Annotated in this window: 19 protein-coding genes; 11 read left to right on the plus strand and 8 right to left on the minus strand. The window is 71.8% G+C overall.

From position 1 onward, the window contains the following. Positions 1-231: 231 nt before the first annotated feature. Both G011_RS0107335 and G011_RS0107340 read left to right on the plus strand, forming a co-directional pair. Positions 232-933 (plus strand): metal-dependent transcriptional regulator, encoded by a 702-nt coding sequence (locus G011_RS0107335; RefSeq protein WP_013155169.1) that lies wholly within the window; start codon positions 232-234, stop codon positions 931-933. 152 nt (positions 934-1,085) lie between these two features. Beyond that, positions 1,086-3,383 carry a SpoIIE family protein phosphatase gene (locus tag G011_RS0107340; protein ID WP_019607906.1) on the plus strand — a complete coding sequence of 766 codons (2,298 nt, stop codon included), beginning with the start codon at positions 1,086-1,088 and terminating at the stop codon, positions 3,381-3,383. A 148-nt stretch (positions 3,384-3,531) separates the two neighbouring features. Here G011_RS0107340 and G011_RS32035 read toward each other — a convergent pair whose 3' ends face one another. Further along, complete coding sequence (locus G011_RS32035) at positions 3,532-3,699, minus strand: hypothetical protein (protein ID WP_013155167.1); 168 nt, start codon at positions 3,697-3,699, stop codon at positions 3,532-3,534. Between the two features lie 36 nt (positions 3,700-3,735). Further along, on the minus strand, positions 3,736-4,878 hold the full coding sequence (locus G011_RS0107350; RefSeq protein ID WP_019607907.1) for an acyl-CoA dehydrogenase family protein: 1,143 nt from the start codon (positions 4,876-4,878) through the stop codon (positions 3,736-3,738). Positions 4,879-5,101: 223 nt separating this feature from the next. Between G011_RS0107350 and G011_RS0107355 the strand changes: the two genes are divergently transcribed. The 3 genes from G011_RS0107355 to G011_RS0107365 all read left to right on the plus strand — a co-directional run bounded on the left by G011_RS0107355 (position 5,102) and on the right by G011_RS0107365 (position 9,277). Beyond that, positions 5,102-7,132, plus strand: coding sequence for an MDR family MFS transporter (locus G011_RS0107355; RefSeq protein WP_019607908.1), 2,031 nt, complete (start codon positions 5,102-5,104; stop codon positions 7,130-7,132). Positions 7,133-7,335: 203 nt separating this feature from the next. Then, on the plus strand, positions 7,336-8,478 hold the full coding sequence (locus tag G011_RS0107360) for an acetyl-CoA C-acetyltransferase (RefSeq protein ID WP_026338108.1): 1,143 nt from the start codon (positions 7,336-7,338) through the stop codon (positions 8,476-8,478). A 355-nt stretch (positions 8,479-8,833) separates the two neighbouring features. Then, complete coding sequence (locus tag G011_RS0107365; protein WP_019607910.1) at positions 8,834-9,277, plus strand: type II toxin-antitoxin system VapC family toxin; 444 nt, start codon at positions 8,834-8,836, stop codon at positions 9,275-9,277. Positions 9,278-9,435: 158 nt separating this feature from the next. Here the strand turns inward: G011_RS0107365 and G011_RS0107370 are convergent, their stop codons facing one another. Then, positions 9,436-10,668 carry a winged helix-turn-helix domain-containing protein gene (locus G011_RS0107370; protein WP_019607911.1) on the minus strand — a complete coding sequence of 411 codons (1,233 nt, stop codon included), beginning with the start codon at positions 10,666-10,668 and terminating at the stop codon, positions 9,436-9,438. Positions 10,669-11,166: 498 nt separating this feature from the next. On the opposite strand from G011_RS0107370, the gene G011_RS0107375 reads away from it, so the two are divergent. The 3 genes from G011_RS0107375 to G011_RS0107385 all read left to right on the plus strand — a co-directional run bounded on the left by G011_RS0107375 (position 11,167) and on the right by G011_RS0107385 (position 13,800). After that, positions 11,167-11,937, plus strand: a complete 771-nt coding sequence (locus tag G011_RS0107375; RefSeq protein WP_019607912.1) for a DUF1963 domain-containing protein — start codon at positions 11,167-11,169, stop codon at positions 11,935-11,937. Between the two features lie 133 nt (positions 11,938-12,070). Beyond that, a complete protein-coding gene (locus tag G011_RS0107380) occupies positions 12,071-12,898 on the plus strand; it encodes an exodeoxyribonuclease III (RefSeq protein WP_174547103.1) in 828 nt (275 codons plus the stop codon). After that, entirely contained in the window at positions 12,895-13,800 is a 906-nt protein-coding gene (locus tag G011_RS0107385) for a ribokinase (RefSeq protein ID WP_019607914.1), read from the plus strand. Before G011_RS0107380 ends, G011_RS0107385 begins: the two co-directional genes overlap by 4 nt. 58 nt (positions 13,801-13,858) lie before the next feature. On the opposite strand, the gene G011_RS0107390 is transcribed toward G011_RS0107385, so the two are convergent. From G011_RS0107390 to plsX, 3 genes are all read right to left on the minus strand, one after another. Continuing rightward, complete coding sequence (locus G011_RS0107390; RefSeq protein ID WP_019607915.1) at positions 13,859-14,467, minus strand: YceI family protein; 609 nt, start codon at positions 14,465-14,467, stop codon at positions 13,859-13,861. 339 nt (positions 14,468-14,806) lie between these two features. Beyond that, a complete protein-coding gene (gene argS, locus G011_RS0107395; RefSeq protein ID WP_019607916.1) occupies positions 14,807-16,552 on the minus strand; it encodes an arginine--tRNA ligase in 1,746 nt (581 codons plus the stop codon). A gap of 215 nt (positions 16,553-16,767) precedes the next feature. Then, a complete protein-coding gene (gene plsX, locus G011_RS0107400) occupies positions 16,768-17,892 on the minus strand; it encodes a phosphate acyltransferase PlsX (protein WP_013155157.1) in 1,125 nt (374 codons plus the stop codon). Positions 17,893-18,238: 346 nt separating this feature from the next. Between plsX and G011_RS0107405 the strand changes: the two genes are divergently transcribed. Then, positions 18,239-19,585 (plus strand): KamA family radical SAM protein, encoded by a 1,347-nt coding sequence (locus G011_RS0107405; protein WP_081642935.1) that lies wholly within the window; start codon positions 18,239-18,241, stop codon positions 19,583-19,585. A 276-nt stretch (positions 19,586-19,861) separates the two neighbouring features. On the opposite strand, the gene G011_RS0107410 is transcribed toward G011_RS0107405, so the two are convergent. Beyond that, the gene (locus G011_RS0107410) at positions 19,862-20,098 is read right to left on the minus strand and encodes a DUF397 domain-containing protein (RefSeq protein WP_013155155.1); all 237 of its coding nucleotides are present in this window, start codon (positions 20,096-20,098) and stop codon (positions 19,862-19,864) included. A 527-nt stretch (positions 20,099-20,625) separates the two neighbouring features. Continuing rightward, entirely contained in the window at positions 20,626-21,534 is a 909-nt protein-coding gene (locus G011_RS0107415) for a helix-turn-helix transcriptional regulator (protein ID WP_026338109.1), read from the minus strand. Positions 21,535-21,833: 299 nt separating this feature from the next. On the opposite strand from G011_RS0107415, the gene G011_RS0107420 reads away from it, so the two are divergent. Together G011_RS0107420 and G011_RS0107425 are read left to right on the plus strand one after the other, a co-directional pair. Beyond that, a complete protein-coding gene (locus G011_RS0107420) occupies positions 21,834-22,385 on the plus strand; it encodes an ATP-binding protein (RefSeq protein ID WP_019607919.1) in 552 nt (183 codons plus the stop codon). 151 nt (positions 22,386-22,536) lie between these two features. Then, positions 22,537-22,905 (plus strand): STAS domain-containing protein, encoded by a 369-nt coding sequence (locus G011_RS0107425; RefSeq protein WP_019607920.1) that lies wholly within the window; start codon positions 22,537-22,539, stop codon positions 22,903-22,905. Positions 22,906-22,935: the final 30 nt, after the last annotated feature.

Consider the following 22,935-nt stretch of genomic DNA (forward strand, 5'->3'; position numbering starts at 1 on the left):
CAAGTGCCCTTGCCGCGGGGGGAGAACGTATCCGCATCGTGAGACCGGGCAGAAAACCGGGTGCCCCGCGCCACGATATGCTTGCGTGTATCGGTGGTCGCTCCCGCGGTCCTGCGGACGCCCCGGTCCCCACTCGGCCCCTGGGAATCACGTCGCCCCGGCCTGTGTTGTGAGAGACCCGCCGTGCCCGTCGTGACCGCGCGCCGGGCACAGAGCCTTGGGAGGGGAGACTTGACCGCACACGGGCTGATCGACACCACGGAGATGTACCTCCGTACGGTCTTCGAGCTCGAAGAGGAGGGCATCGTCCCGCTTCGGGCCCGTATCGCCGAACGCCTGCACCAGAGCGGCCCCACGGTGAGCCAGACCGTGGCCCGCATGGAGCGCGACGGCCTGCTGCGGGTGGAGAACGACAGGCACCTGGTCATGACCGCCGAGGGGCGCCGTCTGGCCACCCACGTCATGCGCAAGCACCGGCTCGCCGAGCGCCTGCTCGTGGACGTCATCGGACTCCCCTGGGAGGACGTGCACATCGAGGCCTGCCGCTGGGAGCACGTCATCTCCGAGGCCGTGGAGGAGCGTCTGGTCACGCTGCTCAACGCCCCCTCGGTGTGCCCGCACGGCAACCCGATCCCGGGCCTGGACGAGCTGGGCCTGGAGGACTACTCCCCCGAGCCCTTCACCGACGACTCGATCGTCCCGATGATCGACGTCGCCGGGAACAGCGAGACCACGGTCACCGTGCGGCGTATCAGCGAGCAGATCCAGTCGGACGCCGACATCATGCTCACCTTGCGCCGATCCGGGGTACAACCGGGACAGGAAGTGGTCTTGCGAGCCTCTGACGACGGGGTCCGCGTGACCGACGGTGAGACCGGGGAAACCGAGCTCTCGGCGCTCGTCGCCGGGCACATCTTCGTCGCCAAGCCGTGAACCGTACGGACGCGTTGATTGGTTGCTCATCAGGATTGTCACATTGCGCTGCGGGAACGTTGACGGTGTTGCTACGCTCGCTCCAAGGTGCGGTCGTTCGGGGTACCCGGAGCGGGCATGTATGCAGCTCATGACGGCGAGGTGGCGGCTAGATGACACGGTGGGGTGAGCCCTTCCCCAAGGGTGACGCGCTCGCCGCGGCCGCCGTGGCGGACCAGGCGCAGATCGCCATCGTCGTCATCGACCGCGCCAGCCTCCTGCGCTACTGGAACCCCTTCGCGCGCGAGCTGTTCGGGTTCGTGGGCGGTCGCGACTACGTCGGCCTCTCCCTGCTCGACATCGGTATCCACGAGTCCGACCGGGAGCACGCCTCCCAGCTGGCCCGGCGCGTTCTGCGCGGCGAGCCGTGGGAGGGCACCTTCGCGGTGCTCCGGGGCGACTCGACCTGGATCCACGTGCGCGCCCAGGCCGTGCCCATGCACAACGAGGCCGGCGAGATCGACGGCATCACCCTGATCGCCAGGGAGGCCCTGCGCAGCGGACGGGTGGAGGAGCAGTACGGCCTGCTGGAGCGCATCGGCAGCCGCCTGACCAGCTCCCTGGAGTTCGACTCCACGGTCAGGGGGGTCGCGGGCATCCTCGTGCCGCAGTTCGCCGACCACTGCTTCATCGACCTCTACGACCGCGACCGCCTGGTCAGACAGGTGTCGGTGCACGCCGAGGGGTGGACGCCCCCGCCGCGCACCTGGTTCGAGGTCGGCGACGAGGTCCGCTACCCCGAACGCCACTTCGTCACCCAGGCCCTGCGCCGCCTGGAGACGGTGGTCAGCAGCGAGTACCTGTTCGAGAACTCGCCCAGCACGCGCTCCGACCAGGTCTCGCGCCAGGTCGGCGTCACCTCCGCCATCGCCGCCCCGCTGCGGGCCCGCGGCGAGGTGCTGGGCGTGCTCACCCTGGCGCTGTCCGGGCTCTCCCCGCGGCAGAAGAGCACCTACGGGGGCTTCGACCGCGACCTCGTCGGAGCCATCGCCTCCCGAGTGGCCCTGGCCATCGACAACGCCCGCCTGTTCGAGCAGGAGCGCAGCACCGCGCTGGCCTTCCAGCGCAGCCTGCTGCCCAGCAGCCTGCCCCGGCTGGACGGGCTGACCGCGGCCCACCGCTACCTGCCCGCGGGACCGCTGCGCTCCGACGGGTACGGGGTCCAGACCCAGATCGGCGGGGACTTCTACGACGCCATCCCGCTCTCCGCCGGACGCGTGGGCCTGGTCATCGGCGACGTCGAGGGCCGCGGCCCGCACGCCGCCGCCGTCATGGGACAGCTGCGCGCCGCGCTGCGCGCCTTCGCCCAGGCCGACCGCGAGCCCGCCGACATCCTGCGCGAACTCGACGAGTGGGTCCGCCAGCTGGGCCAGGAGGACGAGGAGGGCGGCACCTGGATCCCCAGCGTCAGCTGCCTGTACATGGTCTACGACGCCTGGTCGCGCGAGCTGTCCTACGCCAACGCCGGGCACGCGCCCCCGCTGCTGGTCACCTCCGAGTCGGTGGAGAAGATCGACCTGGAGGTCACCGACCGCATGCTGGGCGTGCGGGCCAAGGGCGGATCAGGCGAGGACGTGGTCTACCACCAGGCCAACCTGCGCCTGCCCATCGGCGCCACCCTGGTCCTGTACACCGACGGGCTCGTGGACCGGCGCCCGGCCGGGGGCAGGGCGGACCCCGAGAGCGCCTTCGAGCTGCTGGCGGAGCGGGTGGCCGAGGTCGCCGACAAGGACGTGGACCAGATCGCCGAGGCGGCCGTGCACAGCGTCCCGGGCGAGCACGACGACGACACCGCGCTGCTGGTCGTGCGCACCCACTCCGAGGAGCTGGCGCTGCGCGAGGGCTGGTTCCCCTCGGAGGCCTCCACCGTGGGCGAGGCCCGCCACATGGCGGCCCGCACCTTCAGCGAGTGGGGGGTGGACCGCGACCAGGCCGAGCTGGCCTGCCTGCTGGTCTCGGAGATCGTCACCAACGTCGTCATCCACGCCACCCCGCACCCGGTGCACCGCGAGTTCACCGGCGGAGGGGTGCTGGACTCCGAGACCCCGCTCGACGCGGTGGCCGACGAGTTCGACGAGGACTGGACCGACCTGCTGGAGGCGGTGGCCGAGGAGGCCGACGAACCCGCCGAGGAGGCCGGGGAGAAGGAGTTCCTGCTGCGGCTGCGGCGGGGCGCGAACACGGTGTGGGTGGAGGTCTTCGACAACGACCTGCGCCTGCCCCGCATCCGCAGCGCCGCCGCCGACGACGAGGGCGGCCGCGGCCTGTACCTGGTCGAGCAGCTGGCCAGCCGGTGGGGGGCGCGGCCGACCCCGGACGGCAAGGCGGTCTGGTTCGAGATGCCCATGCACTCCGAGGAGACCGGGGAGCAGCACAGGGCCGACGACGGGGAGAAGGCCGGGCGGGACTAGCCTCCCGCCGCCTCCGGGCCCGGCGCCGTCGTGGAACCGCCGCGACTCGCCGGGCCCGTCCCTTCGGCGGCCGCCGGCGGTCCGCTGACGCCTGTCGCGGAGGGGGAGCGGGCCGCGGCACCGGCCCGCCCGTCAGGGAGGGCCCTGTCTAGCGCCAGGACCAGGCCCACAGCAGCAGGCACAGGAAGACGAAGAAGACCACGATCCCGCTGGTGGTCCACGGGATGTGGACCCGGGGTCGGAGCTTGCGCACCCCGATCACGAGCAGCACGACCAGCAGGCCCATGACGATGAGGCCGTCCCAAGCACCGCTCATTCCAGCTCCGACCCTTCTGGGGAGGGGGTTGTGCGGTCACAGACCCAGGCCGCGCCCGACGATCTCCTTCATGATCTCGGTGGTGCCACCGTAGATCGTCTGGACGCGGGTGTCTTGCCAGGCCCGTGCCACGGGGTATTCCATCATGTACCCGTACCCGCCGTGAAGCTGGAGGCACCGGTCCACGACCTTGTTGCACAGTTCCGTGGTCCACCACTTGGCCATGGCGGCGTCCTCCACGGTCAGCTCACCGCGGTTGAGCAGGCCGATGCCGCGGTCCACGTAGGTGCGGGCGATGTCCACCTCGGTGGCCAACTCGGCCAGAACAAAACGGGTGTTCTGGAAGCGCCCAATCGGACGGCCGAAGGCGGTCCGCTCCCGGCAGTAGGCGATGGTGTGCTGGAGCACGGCGTCGGCGGAGGCCACCGCGCAGGTGGCGATGGACAGCCGCTCCTGGGGCAGGTTCTCCATCAGGTGGACGAATCCGCCGCCCTCCCGGCCGATGAGGTTGGCGGCCGGGACGCGCACGTCGTCGAAGAACAGCTCGGCGGTGTCCTGCGCCTTCATGCCGATCTTGTCGAGGTTGCGGCCCCGGGTGAACCCGGCGGCGCCGCGCTCCACCGCGATCAGGGAGAAGCCCTGCGCGCCCGCGTCGGGGTCGGTCCGGGCGACCACGATCACCAGGTCGGCGTTGACGCCGTTGGTGATGAAGGTCTTGGACCCGTTGACGACGTACTCGTCGCCGTCGCGCACCGCCGAGGTGGTGATGCCCTGGAGGTCGCTGCCCGCCCCGGGTTCGGTCATGGCGATGGCGGTGATCAGTTCGCCGCTGGCGAACCCCGGCAGCCAGCGCCGCTTCTGCTCCTCGTCGGTCAGGTCGACCATGTACGGGGCCATGACGTCGTTCTGGAGGGTGACGCCCAGGCCGCTGGCGCGGGCCCGGCAGATCTCCTCGTTGACGATGGTGTTGTAGCGGAAGTCCCGCAGCCCGGTGCCGCCGTACTCCTCGGGCACGCCGTGGCCGAGCAGGCCGACCTCGCCCGCCCTGGTCCACACCTCGCGGGGCACGATCCCGTCCCTCTCCCACTCCGGATGGCGGGGCGTGACCTCGCGCTTGAGGAACTCGGCCACCGATGCGCGGAAGAGGTCGTGGTCGGTGTCGAAGAGTTCCCGCTTCATGCTCTGCTCCGGGGTGTCGGGGATTCCTGCGTGACGCCACAGTAACCGAACAAGATTCGGTTTTGAAGGGGACAGTCCAAGCCCCGGCAAAGTTCCCGTGCCCGTGGTAGCCCGTCCGGCGGTTCCCGCGGGCACGGGCGCGACGGCTTCCTAGGGTGGCGGCAGCGGAGCCGGTAGTCGAGGGACGGGACCGCGTGCGGCCCGGCCGGGGGAGGGGAGGGCCATGGTCCAGTACGAGGCCAGGCATCGGGCGCGCAGGGAGCACCGGAGCGGCAGGATCGCGGTGATCATGAGCGCGCTGATGCTCACCGTGCTGCTGGCGGCCCTGGACCAGACGATCGTGTCCACCGCGCTGCCCACGATCGTGTCCGACCTCGGCGGGCTCAACCACCTGTCGTGGGTGATCACCGCCTACCTGCTCGCGGTCACGGCCGTCACACCGCTATGGGGCAAACTCGGCGACCAGTTCGGCCGCAAGCAGTTCTTCCTGGTGTGCATCGCCGTCTTCGTGGTGGGCTCGGCCCTGTGCGGGACCGCCCAGAGCATGCTCCAGCTCATCCTCTTCCGCGCGCTCCAGGGGGTGGGCGGCGGAGGGCTCATGGTGCTGGCCTCCGCCATCATCGGCGACGTCGTCTCGCCCCGCGAGCGCGGCAAGTACCAGGGGCTGTTCGGCGCGGTGTTCGGGATCTCCAGCGTGGCCGGTCCGCTGCTCGGCGGACTGTTCGTGGACCACCTGTCCTGGCGGTGGGTGTTCTACGTCAACCTGCCGCTGGGGGTGCTGGCCTTCGTCACGGTGCTCGTGGTGCTGCCGCGCCGCCAGCCGACCGGCCGCCAGAGCATCGACTACTCCGGGATCGTGCTGCTGGCCGCCACCGCGATCTGCCTGACGCTGGTCGCCTCCTGGGGCGGCAGCCTCTACCCGTGGACGTCGCCGCAGGTCCTCGGCCTCGGCGCCGTAGCCGTGGTGCTCGGCGTGGGCTGGTGGCTGTCCGCGCGGCGGGCGCCGGACCCGGTCATGCCGCTCAGCCTGTTCCGCGACCCGACCATCGTGGTGGCCATGGCGATCGGCTTCTGCGTGGGCTTCGCGATGATGGGGTCGATGGCCTTCCTGCCGCTGTTCCTCCAGGTCGTGCACGGCCTGTCGCCCACGGCCTCGGGACTGCACCTGCTGCCGATGGTGCTGGGCCTGTTCCTGACCTCGATCACCAGCGGGCGCCTGGTCACCCGCACCGGCCACTACAAGGTCTACCCGGTGCTGGGGATGGCGGTGACCTCCCTCGGCCTGTTCCTGCTCTCGCGGCTGGGACCGGAGAGCTCGATGACGCGGATGGGGTTCTACTTCTTCGTCCTCGGCCTCGGCCTGGGACTGGTGATGCAGGTGGTGGTCGTGGTGGTGCAGAACGCCGCCAGCTACGCGAACCTGGGGGTGGCCACCTCGGCGGCGACGTTCTTCCGGTCCATCGGGGGGTCGTTCGGCACGGCGGTGTTCGGCGCTGTCTTCTCCGGGCAGTTGGCGGCCAACCTGGCCGAGCGGGCCGCGCAGATCCAGCTGCCGCCCGGGGTGGACCCCGCGGCGCTGGAGAGCGACCCGCGCAGTCTGGACCAGCTGGCCCCGCAGGCGCAGGCGTCCTTCCTCCAGGCCTACGCGGACGCCGTGGACACCGTCTTCCTGTGCGCGGTTCCGGTCGCCCTGGCCGGGTTCGTGCTGGCGCTGTTCCTGCGGCAGATCCCGCTGCGCACCACCATCGACTCCCCGGACCTGGACGAGTCCATCCCGCCCGTGGCCGCAGCGAGCCGCAGCGCCGTCGCGCACGTGGAGAAGGAGGTGTTCCGGGCCTGCGGCCGGGAGGGCGCCGACCAGATGTACGAGCGCCTGCGCGATGCGGCGGGCCTGGAGGTCTCGCCGCGCGCGTGCTGGGTGCTCAGCCACCTGGGCGTGACCGGGCCGCTGACGCCCGGGGAGCTGGTGGAGATGTCCGGGCTGCCCGCCGACTCCTGGGCGCCGGTCCACCGGGAGCTGGCCGAGGCGGGCTACCTGGCGGGCGGGGGCGAGCCCTGGGAGCTCAGCCGGCGCGGCGCGTCCGCCGCCCGCAGGATGTTCGAGGCCCAGCGCACCGCGCTGCGCTCGCTGCTGGCCGACTACGGGCCCGAGGAGCACCCCGAGGTGGTGGCCGCCCTGGAGCGGATCACCACCGACGTCCTGGGGGACGAGGGGGACGCCGGGCACCTGGAGCGGGGGGCGCACCGGGCCTGAGGGCACCCCAGGGGAGGGGGACTCAAGCCCCCCTTCTCAGCTTTTTTCTCCAGACTGGCACCGAGCACGGTCCGCCGCCACGGGAAGCCCCTTCCTGTGGACAACCCGCGCGACGCCGTGTTCGCGGGGGCGGGGGCTTGCCGGATCCGAGAAACCGAATACAGTTCGGTTCGTAACCGTCACCCAGGCCCTTGGAGGACCCCGTGGCCGAGGCATACATCGTCGGCGTAGTACGCACCCCCGTCGGCACGAAGAAGGGCGCCCTGGCCGCCGTGCACCCGGCGGACCTGGGGGCGCACGTGCTCAGGGAACTCGTCTCCCGGACCGGGGTGGACCCCGCCGCGGTCGAGGACGTCATCATGGGCTGCGTCAGCCAGGTCGGGCCGCAGGCCCTCGACCTCGCCCGCACCTCCTGGCTCTCCGCGGGCCTTCCGGAGTCCGTCCCCGGCGTCACCATCGACCGCCAGTGCGGCTCCTCCCAGCAGGCCGTCCACTTCGCCGCCCAGGGCGTCATGTCCGGCACCCAGGACCTCGTCGTGGCCTCGGGCGTGGAGAACATGGGCATGGTCCCCATGGGGGCCAACGTCCAGTACGCCCTCGACAACGGGCTCGGGCTGTACGGCGACGGCTGGGTCGAGCGCTACGGCCACCAGGAGATCTCCCAGTTCCGCGGCGCCCAGCTCATGTGCGAGAAGTGGGGCTTCAAGCGCGAGCAGCTGGAGGAGTTCGCCCTGGAGAGCCACCAGCGTGCGGCCCGGGCGCTGGAGGCGGGTTACTTCGACGAGCAGATCGCCCCCCTGGCCGGGGTGGAGCGCGACGAGGGCGTGCGCCCCGACACCACCCTGGAGAAGATGGCGGGTCTGAAGCCGCTGCGCGAGGGCTGGGCGCTCACCGCCGCCGTGGCCAGCCAGATCTCCGTCGGCGCGGGTGCGGTCCTGATCGCCTCCGAGCGGGCGGTCCAGCGGCACGGCCTGACCCCGCTGGCCCGGATCGTGCAGCTCTCGCTGGTGGGCGACGACCCCGTGTACATGCTCACCGCGCCCATCCCGGCGACCCGGATCGCCCTGGAGAAGGCGGGCCTGGGCATCGACGACATCGACGTCACCGAGATCAACGAGGCCTTCGCCCCGGTGCCGATGTCCTGGATCCAGGAGCTGGGCGCCGACCCGGCCAAGGTCAACCCCAACGGCGGCGCCATCGCCCTCGGCCACCCGCTGGGCGCCACCGGCACCGTGCTCATGGCCAAGCTGGTCGCAGAGCTGCACCGCACCGGCGGCCGCTACGGCCTCCAGACCATGTGCGAGGGCGGCGGCCAGGCCAACGTCACCATCATCGAGCGGGTCTGATCTTCCCCAACCCCGATGCCTATGTGCTTGCATGCATGAATGCAAGCACATAGGCTTCCCTTATGAGTCAGGTGACGTGGAGAGCCGAGGAAGAACTGGTCCGACGGGTCAGATGTACCGCTGAGCGCCGTGGCGTCAGCATGAACGAGTATCTGACGCGTGTACTGAGCGCCGCGACCGACCCCGAACTCGAGGGTGACGAAGCGGAGGCGATCCGCGCCAAGCTCGCCCAGGCGGGGCTCCTCGATTCCTCTGGGACGCCTCGGACACGTCCCAGCAGGGAAGCGTTCGAGAGGGCACGCAGGGCGACCGCTGGAGGGACTCCTTTGGAGGACCTTGTCGCGGAAGGCCGTGAATGAGCGTTTTCGCGGACATCTCTGCTGTGGTCAAGCTGTACACCGTCGAGCACGGCAGCGATGTGATGCTCGGCGTGACGGGACCGATCGTGGTGTCACAGTTGACCCGGGTCGAGGTGCCGGCCGCTCTCTGGCGGAAACAGAGAATGGGGGAGTTGGGCGTCGAGGACACGAGAATCCTCGTGTCGGCGTTCGAAGCGGACTACTTCGGCGTCCTGGAAGGGCCTTCCCGTTTCGTTCCGGTGACGGTGGCGGCGCAGGTCCTCGAAGAGGCTGTCCGGCTCACGGCCGTCCACGGCCTGCGCGCGTATGACGCTGTGCAGTTGGCCTCGGGCAAGGCCATCCGTTCGCTGGACCCCGGGTGCTCAACTTTCGCCGCCTTCGACAAGAACCTCCGAGGCGCGGCGGCGATGGAAGGCTTCTCCCTGCTTCCGGAGATGTGACCGGTGCTTTACGAGGGCAGAGCCGGGGCGGCACCGGGTGGACCGTGTGCCGCAACCGTTTCCGGAGGAGGCGGTCGGTCAACCGACCGCCTTCGGGGCGAAGGGGACGTTCCGGTGGCAACTGGTCAGGTCATGGCCCTTCCCACGGGCGGCGGCGCCTAGCGTCCGCCGGAGGCCAGCGCCGGGCCGCCGACGCCGTTGGACAGGCCCAGCCAGGCCGCCATCTCGGTCAGCTGCTCGACCAGTTCGGGCAGCGTCTCGGCGGGCGCGCCGTCCTCCAGCGTGATCCGCTGCGCCAGCAGGGTCCCCGAGGCGCGGTCCGCCTTGAGGTCCACCCGCGCCACCAGGTCCTCGCCCAGCAGGAACGGCAGCACGTAGTAGCCGTGCACCCGTTTGGCGGCGGGCACGTAGATCTCCAGCCGGTACCGGAACCCGAACAGCTCCTCCGCCCGGTCGCGCGTCCACACCAGCGAGTCGAACGGGCTCAGCAGCGCCCGCGCCCGCACGCTGCGCGGCACCCGGGCGTCCCGGTGCAGATAGGCCGTGCGGTCCCAGCCCCGCACCCGCACCGGCACCAGCTCACCCGCCTCCACCAGGTCGGAGACGGCCGCCCGGGACTCGGTGGACTTGAGGCGGAAGTAGTCGCGCAGGCACGCCTCGGTGGCCACTCCGTGGGCGCGGGCGGCGATCGACACCAGCTCCCGGTGCGCCTCCTCCGGGGTGGTCTCCGGCGCCGCGTGCACCTCCGGCGGCAGCACCCGCTCGGGCAGGTCGTAGAGCCGCTCGAACTGCGCGTTGCGCCCGTCGGAGGTCAGGTCGCCCACCCAGAACAGGTACTCCAGGCACCTCTTGACCTCGGACCAGTTCCAGCCCCAGTGGTCCTTGGCGCGCGGCACGTCGTGCGCCAGCGCCGCCTCCACCTGCCGGGCGCTGGCCGGGCCGATCCGCACCACCTCCTCCAGCACCGCCTTGACCAGCTCGGGCTTCTCCTCCCGGATGCGGTCCATCCACCCCACGCGCTCCTGGGCGCGGTTGCGCTCCATCCGGTGGCGCATGAGCTGGCGGGTGGAGGGCGGCACCAGGCTGGCCTCGTGCGCCCAGCACTCCACCAGCCGCGCGGCCCCCGACCCGGTCGCGGAGGTGGTCGCCCGATCCAGCAGGGCGGTGTCGTAGGCGCCCATGCGCGCGAAGACCGGCAGGTACTGGCTGCGGGCCAGCACGTTCACGCTGTCGATCTGGAGGATGCCCACCCTGCGCACCACCCGCGCCAGGTGGGCGAGGGTCGGCTTCCCGGCGGGCCGGGGGTCGCTGAACCCCTGGGCGGCGAGCGCGATCCTGCGCGCCTGGGAGAGGGAGAGTTCCGCGTCGCGGCGGGGGTGCGGTTCTGCCATTGCGCCACCGTAACGCCGACCGCCGACAGTCCGCTCCTCCGGGCCGCGGGGCCCGTGCGCCGGGCCGGTGGGGAGTGCCGAAAAACCTTTGACCCAATGCGAACCTCCGGGGGTGGGAAGCCGTCCAACAGAGCGCGACGACAACCACCGGGCACGTGCCGGGAGTCGCGCACGCCCCGGTGCGGAGGACGGCCGCACCGGGGCCACGACCGTTCCCGTGCCCCGCGCCCCCGAGGAGCGGGGCACGAACGGTCGCCTCCTCGCATTCTCCCCGCCCGGAGCCCCGTGCTCCCGTTGTCCACAGGGCTGTTCTCTCCTTCCCCGTCGCGTGCCCGCTTGTGTCCGCGCGGGGTCCACCTCGGCGGGCAGGGGGCTGGACAAGCTCGCCGCGGGTCCGTCCGTGTCCGCGCGGGTTCCGCGCCCTCCACCGTGCCGCCCCGACCGGGCGTTCCCGTCACACGCGCACCCGCGCGGCGGGACGTCCCCCGGTGCGACAGCATGTCCGTCATGGACAGTTTCGAGGAGTACCGCGACTCGGCCCGCCGGAGCGGCGTGCCGGAGCACGCCATCGACACGGGCCTGCGCCTGGCCCGCCCCCAGATCGGGCTGGGAGCCGTGGACGAGGGCGGCGGGGTCCTCGCCGGGCGGTACGGCGGCCGCCCCGTCCTCCCACCGGACGTCGACTGGAACGGCTTCCCGGACCTCATCGCCTCCGTGGACTGCGCGGCCCTGCCCCGGGACGTGCTCGACTTCCCGCTGCCGCAGGACGGTCATCTGCTGTTCTTCGCCAACCGGCGCGACCCGGAGGGGTCCGCGGGCGACGGCGCCGTGGTCCACGTCCCCTCGGGGGCGGCCGCGGTCGAACGCGTCCCCGACGAGGGCACCCCCCACACCGATCCGTACCCCCTCTACGCCCGGTCGGCCTGGAGCATGCCGACGGGTGCCGACGGCGCCGTCGTCGCGGACGGGGAGACCGAGCGGGTCTACCGGGAGCACCGGCTGGACCAGTACGACGGCTTGGAGCACGTGCGCCGGTCCGACCTGATCCTGGGCGGGTACGCCTACTCGCCGCAGGACCCGCCCTTCGTCCAGACCCCGGCGGACCACGAACGGGACGGAGGGGAGTACGTGCTGCTGGCCCAGGCCTCCTACGAGATCTTCGGCGCCCCCGGCTGGACCGGCTACGCGGTGTGGGTCATGTACCGCCACGACCTGGAGGCGATGGACTTCACGAAGGCGATGGGCGGGGTTCTGGGCTCCCACCCCTGACGGCCGCGCGGGCGCCGCGGCGGCGCGGCCCGCTCCGCGCGGTCCCGGCGAGGCCGCGGGCGCGGTGGCGGACACGCGGGACCGGCTCCCCGGCGAGGCCGGTCCCGTCGCCGCCATGGCCTAGCCTTCTGCTGTGCGTATCGCGACATGGAATGTGAACAGTGCCCGGGCCAGGGCCGAGCGGATCGGCGCCTGGCTGGACCGGAGCGACGTCGACGTCCTCGCCATCCAGGAGACCAAGGCCCGGGACGACCAGTTCCCCGCCTCGGTCCTCACCGACCGCGGCTACGAGGTGGCCCACCACGGCCTGTCCCAGTGGAACGGGGTCGCGATCGCCTCCCGCGTCGGCCTGGAGGACGTGCGGATCGGCTTCCCCGGCCAGCCCGGCTACGGCGACCCCGAGGAGGCCGAGGCCCGCGCCATCGGCGCCACCTGCGGGGGCGTGCAGGTGTGGAGCCTGTACGTGCCCAACGGGCGCGAGGTCGACCACCCCCACTACGCCTACAAGCTCCGCTGGCTGGAGGCGCTGCGCGAGGCGGGCGCCGCCAGCCTGGCCGCCGACCCCGACGCCCAGATCGCCTACGTCGGCGACTTCAACATCGCCCCGCGCGACGAGGACGTGTGGGACATGGCCGCCTTCGAGGGCAGCACCCACGTCACCGAGCCCGAGCGCGTGGCCTTCGACAAGCTGGTCGGCGCCGGGTTCGACGAGGTCGTGCGCGCCTACACCCCCGGTCCCGGCGTGTACACCTACTGGGACTACAAGGGCCTGGCCTTCCCCAAGCGCAGGGGTATGCGCATCGACTTCGTGCTCGCCTCCCCGGCGCTGCGCGACCGCGTCAGCGGCGCGAGCATCGACCGCGAGGAGCGCAAGGGCAAGGGCGCCTCCGACCACGCCCCGGTCATCGTGGGCCTGGACGGCGACACCGGCGAGGCCGTGGCCAGGGAGGCGGACAAGTGAGCGCCGCGGCGCCGCGCGTGGCGGTCTTCGGCAGCGTCAACATGGACCTGGTCGCCTACGTCGAACAGGTGCCCGCCAGCGGGGAGACGGTCACGGGCACGGCCTTTCGCCAGGTGCCCGGCGGCAAGGGCGCCAACCAGGCCGTGGCCGCGGCCAGGGCCGGGGCCGACGTGGCCTTCCTCGGCGCGGTGGGCGAGGACTCCTTCGGGGAGGACCTGCGCGCCAACCTCGTCGGCAGCGGCATCGACGTGTCCGGGCTGCGCACGGTGCCCGGGGCGTCGGGGGTGGCGCACATCGTCGTGGACGGCGGGGGCGGCAACTCGATCATCGTCGTGCCCGGGGCCAACGGCGAGGTCACCGGCGTGACCGCGGGCGACCCCGGGATCATCGGGGGCAGCGCCGCCCTGCTGCTCCAGCTCGAACTGCCCATGGAGGCGGTGGTCTCGGCCGCGCGCACCGGCCGTGAGCTGGGCGTCCCGGTCTACCTGACCCCGGCTCCCGCACGCGAACTGCCCGCCGAACTCCTGGAGTCGGTGGACGTCCTGGTGCCCAACCAGCACGAGGCGGCCGCGATCACCGGCCGCGCCGAGCCGCGCGAGGCGCTGGCCGCGCTGCTGGAACTGGTTCCGGAGGTGCTGCTGACCCTGGGCGAGGACGGCTCGCTCCACGGCCGCAGAGGAGAGGAGCCGCTGCACGTTCCCGCGCGCCGGGTGGAGGCGGTGGACACCACGGCGGCCGGGGACGTCTTCTGCGGGTCGTTCGCGGTCGCCCGCGCGGAGGGCCGCACGCCCGAGGAGGCCATGCGGTTCGCCGCCGCGGCGGCCGCGCTCTCGGTCCAGCGGCACGGCGCCAGTTCGTCGATGGCCTCCCGGGACGAGGTCGAGGCGCTGCTGGGCGGCTGAGTCCGCCGCCGCCCCTCCCCGGCTCCCGCGGGGCCCCGGCCGTTCGGGCACGCGCTCCTCAGGGCGCGTGCCCGATCTGGCGGAGGAAGGGGGCGGGGTCCTGGTTCTGGAGGCGCACCTCCAGCACGATGTCCACCGTGTCGCCGACCATGCGGCCTCCCCAGGGCACCGGCCCGCCGTCGCCCACGCCGAAGTCCGAGAGGCGGATCCGGGTCGTGGCGGAGAAGAAGTGGCCGTGGGTGTCCTCGGGGGAGGCGTAGTCGGGGGCCTCGCCCACCCACTGGGCGTCCAGCACGGTGGGCACGGACGTGCCGTGGATGGTCAGGTCGCCGTGCAGGCGGAAGGCGTGGGGGTTGCGTCCGCCCGGTTCCAGCCCGGTGGAGACGAAGCGCAGCTCGGGGTGGTGGTCCACGTCCAGGAAGTCGGGGGAGCGCAGGTGGGCGTCGCGCGCGCCCACGCCGGTGTTGACGCTGGCGGCGTCGAGGACGACCTCCACCGCGGACCGTTCGGGCTCCTCGGCGACGGCGACGCGGCCCCAGGCCTGGCCGAACGTGCCCTGGACCCGTCCGAAGCGCAGGTAGTGGGCGACGAAGATCAGGCTGGAGTGCAGGGGATCGAGGTACCAGGTGCCGGGTCCGGGACCGACCTGCGCGGAGGCGGTTGTCATTACCGATTTCTCCCTTTTGTCTTATCTGGGGCTTTTGTCCACATACTTTAGGTCTGACGCCCCGACGGAGAACGGAGTTCCGGCCCGGCCGGAGGCGAGATCTTCGACTCGGTGGCCGCGCACGCGTTGGAACCGCCTCTGACGAGGCGATTCGTGCCGTGTGAGATCTCCCGGAGGGGTCTGGGCGGCCGGAACCGGTCAGCCGCGCGTTTCCGGGTGGACACGGCACGCGAAGGACCGCGCGCCCACGGGCGCCGGCGCGCACACGAAGGAGGCCGGGGCGCCGCCGCCCCGGCCTCCTCCCGCACACGCGCGTCCGGTGGACCCGCGTGGGCTCCGCTACATGTGCTCGGGAGCCTCCACGCCCAGCAGGTCCAGACCCTGGACCAGGACCCGGAACGCCACCGCGACCAGTGCCAGGCGCGACTCGCGCTCGGCCTCGTTCGGGGCGGTCAGCACCGGGCAGTGCTCGTAGAAGGCCGTCAGGGACTGCGCCAGCTCGAACAGGTACGTGGACAGCCGGTGCGGCTGGAGCAGGTCGCCGACCTGCGCCACCACCGCGCCGAACTCCAGCAGCTTGAGCGCCAGGTCGCGCTCGGCGCCCTCGGAGACGCTGATGTCCCCCCTGGCCTGCGACAGCTCCAGGCCGCCCTTGCGGAAGATGGACCGGATCCGGGCCTGGGCGTACTGCAGGTACGGGCCGGTGTTGCCGGTCAGGGCCAGCATCCGGTCGAAGTCGAAGGTGTACTCGGTGTCGTGCGCGACCGACAGGTCGGCGTACTTGACCGCGCCGATGCCCACCTGTCGGGCGATCTCGGCCTGGCCCTCGGCGTCCAGGTCGGGGCGGTTCTGCGCGACCACCGCGGCGGCGCGCTCGATCGCCTCGTCCAGCAGTGCCATGAGGCGCACCGGGGCGCCGCTGCGGGTGCGCAGGATCTTGCCGTCGCTGCCCAGCACGTTGCCGATCTGCACGTGGACGGTCTCCACGCCCTCGGGCAGCCATCCGGCCTCGCGGGCGGTGGCCCACACCATCTTGAAGTGCATGGCCTGCGGTGCGCCGACCACGTACAGGATGCGGTCGGCCTTGAGGTCGTCCACGCGGTGGCGGACGGTGGCCAGGTCGGTGGTGGCGTAGCCGTAGCCGCCGTCGCTCTTGCGCACGATCAGCGGGACGGGCTTGTCCTCGCGGCCGGTGAAGCCCTCCAGGAACACGCACAGGGCGCCGTCGCTGATCTCGGCGATGCCCTTGGCCTCCAGCTCCTCGCACACGTCGGCGAGCGCGGCGTTGTAGCTGCTCTCCCCGGCCAGGTCCTCGTCGGTGAGGGTCACGCCGAGCTTGGCGTACACCTTGTTGAAGTAGACCTTGGAGAGGCCGACGAGCTTGCGCCACAGGCGCAGCGTCTCCTCGTCGCCGCTCTGGAGGGAGACCACGCGGCGGCGGGCGCGCGCGGCGAAGTCGTCGGGGCCGGGGCCCGACGAGTCGAACTTGGTCCGGGCCGCCTGGTAGAAGGCGTTGGGGTCGGTGGTGACCAGGTCCGCCTCGGGGGAGTCCTCGCCCACCTCCAGCAGGTGCTCGATGAGCATGCCGAAGGGGGTGCCCCAGTCGCCGATGTGGTTCTGGCGGATGACGTTGTGGCCCAGGAACTCCAGGGTGCGCGCGAGCGCGTCGCCGACCACGGTGGTGCGCAGGTGCCCGACGTGCATCTCCTTGGCCACGTTGGGCGCGGAGTAGTCCAGCGGGATGTTCTGGCGCTCCTGCTCGGGGACGCCCAGCCGCGGGTCGTCCAGGAGCCGGCGGGTCTGCTCGGCGATCCAGTCCTCGCGCAGCGTCAGGTTGATGAAGCCCGGCCCGCTGACCTCGACGTCGCGGCAGACGTCGGCCACGTCCAGGTGCTCCATGATCGCCGCGGACACCTCACGCGGCTTTCGGCCCAGTCGCTTGGCGAGCGCGAGCGCGGCGTTCGCCTGGTAGTCGGCGAACTGGGACGGGCGGATGACGGGGTCGGTGTCGGCGAACTCGGGGCCGAAGGCGGCGCCGAGGGCGGACTGGACCCGTCGCGAGAGTACTTCCTGCGGGTCGGCCATGCCCCAAGCGTACCGACCGGAGCCGCCCCTCCCGGCCCGTACGGGCCGGGGCGGGCGGTTGTCCACAGGCCCCCGGAAGGGCTGGGCGCGGTGCGTCGGCCGGAAATAACCTGGATACAAGGGGGTCCCCGGGCGCCGCCCGCTTCGCGCTGCCCGCGTACCGGCGCCCCCGTCCCGGGCCGCCGTCAGCGCTCCTCGGGCTTCCCCACGCCCCGTCAGCGCTCCTCGGTCTGCTCCGCGCCCCGCTGCCCCGGCGCCTCGGACTGGGCCAGGCGGTGCAGCCAGTTCGGCGGGCGGCTGTGCACCCGGCGTCGGATCTGCTCCCCGATGCGGCCGCCCGCCAGGTCGTTGGCCAGCTGGCAGGCGCGGGCCACGCCCTTGGCCCGGCTGTCGCCGTGCGCGATCACCACGGTTCCGTTCAGGCCCAGCAGCGCGGCGCCGCCGTAGGTCTCGCTGTCCAGCCGCTCTCGCAGGCTCCGCAGCGCTCTGCGCTGCAACAGCGCGCCCGCCTTGGCCGCGGTCGAGGAGGTCAGCGCCGCGTGCACGGCCTCCATCGCGAACGCGGCCGTGCCCTCCACCGACTTCAGCGCCACGTTGCCGGTGTGGCCGTCGGTCACCACCACGTCCACCTTGCGCGCGAGCAGGTCGTGGCCCTCGATGTTGCCCCGGAAGTCCATCGCCGGGGGCCCCTCCGCGGTGGCCGCCAGCAGCTCCGTCGCCCGGCGCACGAGCTTGTTGCCCTTGCCCGGCTCCGAGCCGATGGTGAGCACGCCCACCCTGGGCCTGCGCACCCCGAACGCGGTCTGGGCGTACGCGCAGCCCAGGTGCGCGAACTGCACCAGCATCTCGGGCTTGGCGTCGGCGTTGGCCCCGGCGTCCACCATGATCGTGGGCGTCTCGCCGGTGGGAAGGGTCACAGCCAGCGCCGGGCGCAGCACCCCGGGCTGGGTGCGCAGCCGCACGGTGGAGGTGGCCACGATCCCGCCGGTGGAACCGGCCGAGACCAGGGCGTCGGCGTCGCCCCGGCGGATCAGACGGCAGGAGACGGCCGCGCTGGAGCGGGGCCGCCGCCAGCTGGCCAGGGCGCCCTCGTGCATGGCCAGGTTGTCCTCGGCGTGCACGATGGGGATGTCGCGCAGCGCGCCCTCCTCGGCGAGCAGCGCGGCGATCTCGCTGCGCCGCCCCACCAGCAGGACGCGCAGGCCGAGTTCGCGGACGGCCAGCACGGCTCCCCGCACGATCTCGGCGGGCGCGTTGTCGCCGCCCATCGCGTCCACGGCGATGATCGGCGGGGAGGAGCGCCGCGCGACGGAGGCCTCCGCGTCGGGTGTACCAGTCAACTGTTCCCTCACGGGTGTGGTGGGCGGACGCGGTGACACGGTATCGGGTCGCGCCGTGGCGGCGCTGTCGGGCACTTTCGTCTACTCATGCGAGGATACTTCCCGTATGTCCAGGTCAGGACTGGACTTCCCGCATGATGGATAAAAGTCCCCAAACGGGGTATATCCGCTCGCTGCCCCAGGGTGTGATCACCCTCCGGCGGCACGCGACAACCACATCGAACACCTTCCCGGTGGTCCGCCGGTGCGCACGCGCACCGGAACCGCCGGCTCAGGGCTGCCCGCACCAACCCGCCGGGCACCCTGCTCACCCGCAGAGAGGAGAGGCGTGAGCGTTACGCCAGACGTGGCAACTTCCCCGTCCGCCGGACGTCGGTTTCGTGCCTACACCACGAAACACCTCGACGAGCTCACCACGCGAGCCGGGCTCGCCGCCGACGAGCGGCTCGCGGTGCAGGCGGTGGCCACCGTGCTGCCGTTCCGGGTCAACAGCTACGTCGTCGACGAGCTGATCGACTGGGACGCGGCTCCCGACGATCCGATCTACCGCCTGGTCTTCCCGCAGGCGGACATGCTGCCCCAGGACGACGTGTCCCGGATCGCCGACCTGCTGCGCTCTGGCGCCCAGCGCAAGGAGCTGAACGAGGCCGCCAACCAGATCCGCGCACGCCTGAACCCGCACCCCGCGGGCCAGATGGACCTCAACGTGCCCAAGCTGGCCAACGAGGAGCCCATCCCCGGCGTCCAGCACAAGTACAAGGAGACCGTGCTCTTCTTCCCCAAGCAGGGGCAGACCTGTCACGCGTACTGCACGTACTGCTTCCGCTGGGCCCAGTTCGTCGGCGACGCCGACCTGAAGTTCGCCTCCAGCGAGATCGACCAGCTCGTCGACTACGTCCGCTCGCACCCCGAGGTCACCAGCGTCCTGTTCACCGGCGGCGACCCGATGATCATGGGCGAGGGGGTCATCTCCAAGTACATCGAGCCGCTGCTGGAGATCGAGCACCTGGAGGCCATCCGCATCGGCACGAAGGCGCTGGCCTACTGGCCGCAGCGCTTCGTCACCGACCCGGACGCCGACGACACCCTGCGCCTGTTCGAGAAGGTCGTGGCCTCGGGCAAGAACCTCGCGTTCATGGCCCACTTCTCCCACCCCAACGAGATGCGGCCCGAGCTGGTCCAGGAGGCGGTGCGCCGCATCCGCGCGACCGGCGCCGTCATCCGCACGCAGGCGCCGCTGATCCGCACGATCAACGACGACTCCGCCGTGTGGGAGAGCATGTGGCGCACCCACCTGCGGCACGGCATGGTCCCGTACTACATGTTCGTCGAGCGTGACACGGGTCCGCAGGACTACTTCGCGGTGCCGCTGGCGGAGGCCTACGAGATCTTCCGCGGCGCCTACAAGAGCGTCTCGGGACTGGCCCGCACGGTGCGCGGCCCGTCGATGTCGGCGACCCCGGGCAAGGTCTGCGTGGACGGCGTCACCGAGGTGGCGGGCCAGAAGGTCTTCGTCCTGCACTTCATCCAGGCGCGCGACCCCGAGCTGGTCGGCAAGCCCTTCTTCGCCGAGTACGACGAGAAGGCCGCGTGGCTGTTCGACCTCAAGCCCGCCCTGGGCGCCACCCACCTGCCGTGGGATCAGCCCCCGGTCGGCGCTCCCGGCGGCCTGGTCGACCCCACCCGCCTGTAGCCGCGAACCGGCGCCGCGCGGCGCGTCCCCGGCCCCGAGGCCGGGGGAGGGGCGGACGGCGGTCCCGTCCCAGGGGAATTGGAGCGTCCCTGGGGCGGGTCCGGTCCGCCGCGCGCGGCCCCGGAAACGAAGACGGAGCCCGGCACCGCGGTGGTGCCGGGCTCCGCTCGCGTCCGCGTCGTGGACGGAGTGCGGGCCGCCGGACGGGTTCGGGTGGTCGCGGCGGCCCTCGACGCGGACCCTTTCCGGGATGGTCTGAGGGGTGGGGGAGTCGGGTCAGCTCAGGAGGGCGTCGAAGTCGCCGGTCTTGGCGCCGCGCACGAAGGCCTCGATCTCGGCGGGGGTGTAGACGAGCGCCGGTCCCTGGGGGTCGCGCGAGTTGCGCACGGCGATGTCCCCGTCCGGTAGCGCCGCGACCTCGACGCAGTTCCCGTCCGGGTTGCTCCAGCTGCTCTTGGTCCAGACGACCTTCGGCAGACGGCTGGCGGGAACGCCGTTGTAGATCGGATGCATCTCAACCTCCTGGAACGTGGGGGACGCGTGAGCGGGGTGTGTCCACACGCGGCGGTCCAGTCCACCGCGCCCGTTGTGTCGAACCCCCGGCCCCCACCGGGAAGACGACCCCCGGGCATGGGTGGCCCTGCCCCCCTTTGGGCTGTTTCATCCCCGGTGCGAGCCAAAGCGTAGCTTATGCACGTGCATTCGTACTTACGGCGGTAAGTACTTATGCAAGCGCGTCGGGCGGTTCGGGGACAGAACCGCACGTCACGCCTAACGCGTCGGGGGAAGCGGGGGGTTCGGCCCGCGCGGATCGTTGTCCGGTCGTGGCCGAAGGCGACCATCGGGGGACCGGTTTCGAGTGCGCAAAGCGAACGCCCGGGCGCGGAGGGCGACCAGGCGTGGGACGGCGGTGGGAGCGGCCGGTGGGGCGAGGGGCTTCCGGGGCGGGGGTCCGGTGGTGCGATCCGGGGGCGGGGGAGGGGCGTCCCGAGGCGGGTACCCCGGTCAGGGGCTCGGGAACCGGTGGGCGGGGGCGGGGGTCAGGAGTAGCGCTCCAGGAAGCCGCGGAGGATCTCCTCCGTGGCGGAGGGCGGCGGCGCCTGGGTGGCGAGGTGGTCCATCGTCTGCGCGTAGCGGTGGGTGTCGTCGTACTTGTCGAAGTACAGGGCGCTGCTCAGCTGCTCCAGGTAGACCACGTCGGGCAGCTGGGGGGTGGGGAAGCGCAGGATGCTGAAGGGGCCGCCCGCGGCGGGGTGGCCGCCCATGGCGAAGGTGGCGATCTGGAGGGTGATGTTGGGGCGGCGGGCCATCTCGATCAGGTGCTCGATCTGCTCGCGCATCACCCGGGTGTCGCCGTAGGGGCGGTGCAGCACGGCCTCGTCGATGACCGCCCACAGTCTGGGCGCGTCCGGTTCGACGAATCTGCGCTGGCGGCGCATGCGCATCTGCACACGACTGTCCACGTCGTCGTCGGACGTGGCGGTCCGGGACAGGCGGATGACCGAGCGAGCGTAGTCCTCGCTCTGGAGCAGGCCCGGGACGAACTGCACCTCGAAGGTGCGGATGACCGACGCGGCCTCCTCCAGGCCGACGTAGACGCCGAACCAGTTCGGCAGCACGTCGCCGTACTTGTGCCACCAGCCCTGGGCGTTGGCGCTGGAGACCAGCCCGAGGAGGGCCTCGCGCTGGTCCGCCCGGTCCACGCCGTAGAGCTTGAGCAGGTCGTCCACGTCGCGGCGCTTGAAGCTGACCTGGCCCAGCTCCATGCGGCTGATCTTGGCGTGGGAGGCGCGGATGGCGTACCCGGCGTCGTGCCGCGAAATCCCCTTCTCCTGCCGCAGCCGCCTCAGCTGCGTTCCCAGGAGAATGCGCAGCACGGTGGGGCCACCGCTGGAATTGGCCAGGAAATCCTGGGTGACCTGTAGATTCTGTGCCTCTTCGGCGACCACATCGCCTCCTGTGCAACGACTGTTAACGGCTTTGGTGCGGGCGACCGCTCAGTATACCCACGGGGTTCCGTTACGGACAGGGGAGGACATGGATTGGGCTGGGGCCTATGAGCCCCTTACGGGTCTGAAGTAAACACGGATGCCTGTCTGTGAATTCTGCGCAAGGGATCTACCAATAAGGGTGCTTCGTCCTATACGCTAGCCCGGACGTTGAGCTGCACGTGCATCTGTGTCTTACAGATGTAAGCCACGATGGCCCCGCGGACGGGTCAACCGACAGCGCACTCGTGAGGACCGTGATGAACGCAGAGCTGGTGTCCTCGGAGACCGACTCCGAGCCCTCCTGGAGCCGCCCCTCTCTCGCGGAGGCCTCCCAGGCACTCCTGGGCGGCTGGTGGGACGACCCACTGGGCCGACTCTCGGTCGGGGAGCGCGCGCGGACGAGGGACGCGGCGGCGGGCGCGTTCGCGGCCTCGCCGGAGTCGGTGCGCCGGGCGCGCGAGTTCGCCTCCGGGGCCCTGGAGGGATGGGGGTTCCGTGAGGAGCTGGAGGACGTTCGGCTGATCGTCTCCGAACTCGTGGGCAACGCCTGTCGCCACGCCCTCCCCGAGCGCGGTGTCCCGCACGGCCGCGTCGTGGTCCAGCTGCGCCGCCTCGACGGCGGTCGGGGCGGAGTGGTGTGCATGGTCGCCGATTCCAGCGTGAAAGCCCCGGTCAGAGTGGACGCCCACCATTTCGCGGAGTCGGGTCGGGGACTCGGCCTCGTCTCCGCTTTCAGCCGGGAATGGGGCTGGGAACCGGTGCGCGACCGCGGAAAAATCGTGTGGGCGATATGCGGTGGTGAGGGCTGACGCGCGCCTGTGAGGCGACGCCGGAAAAGGACTCCGGGGCTGTGGACGGCACCGGACGGGCCGTCCGGGAAGAGTAGGCTGTCAACGCATGTCGGCATTTGGCCGACCGCGTCCTGAGCAGAGTTCCCTACACCCGATCCCGGAGCGAGGCGTGACCGTGCTGGACACGGAACAGGACCAGTTCGTCTGTGACGGGATCACCGTCGTCGAGCTGGGCGGCGAGATCGACATCGCCACCGCCGAGGAGGCGTTCACCCGGATCACGGCCGCCGCCGCCGACGGCTGCGTGGTGGCGGACCTGTCCGCGGTGGAGTTCATCGACGCCTCGGGCGTCAACGCCCTCGTGCGGGCCCTGCGCTTCGCCGCGGGGGCCCGGCACCACCTTCTCCTGGCCTGCCCCCCGCGCCAGCTGACCCGCATCCTCGATGTCCTGGCGCTGGGCGCGGTCCTGCCGACCCATCCCGACGTCTCCGCCGCCCGCTCCGCCCACGACGGGTCGGGGCACGGCGCACCGCGCTGACGGGAGCGTTCCCACGAGGCGGAGCGGACC

The organism is Nocardiopsis sp. CNS-639 (assembly GCF_000381685.1).
GTDB classification, from domain to species: domain Bacteria; phylum Actinomycetota; class Actinomycetes; order Streptosporangiales; family Streptosporangiaceae; genus Nocardiopsis; species Nocardiopsis dassonvillei.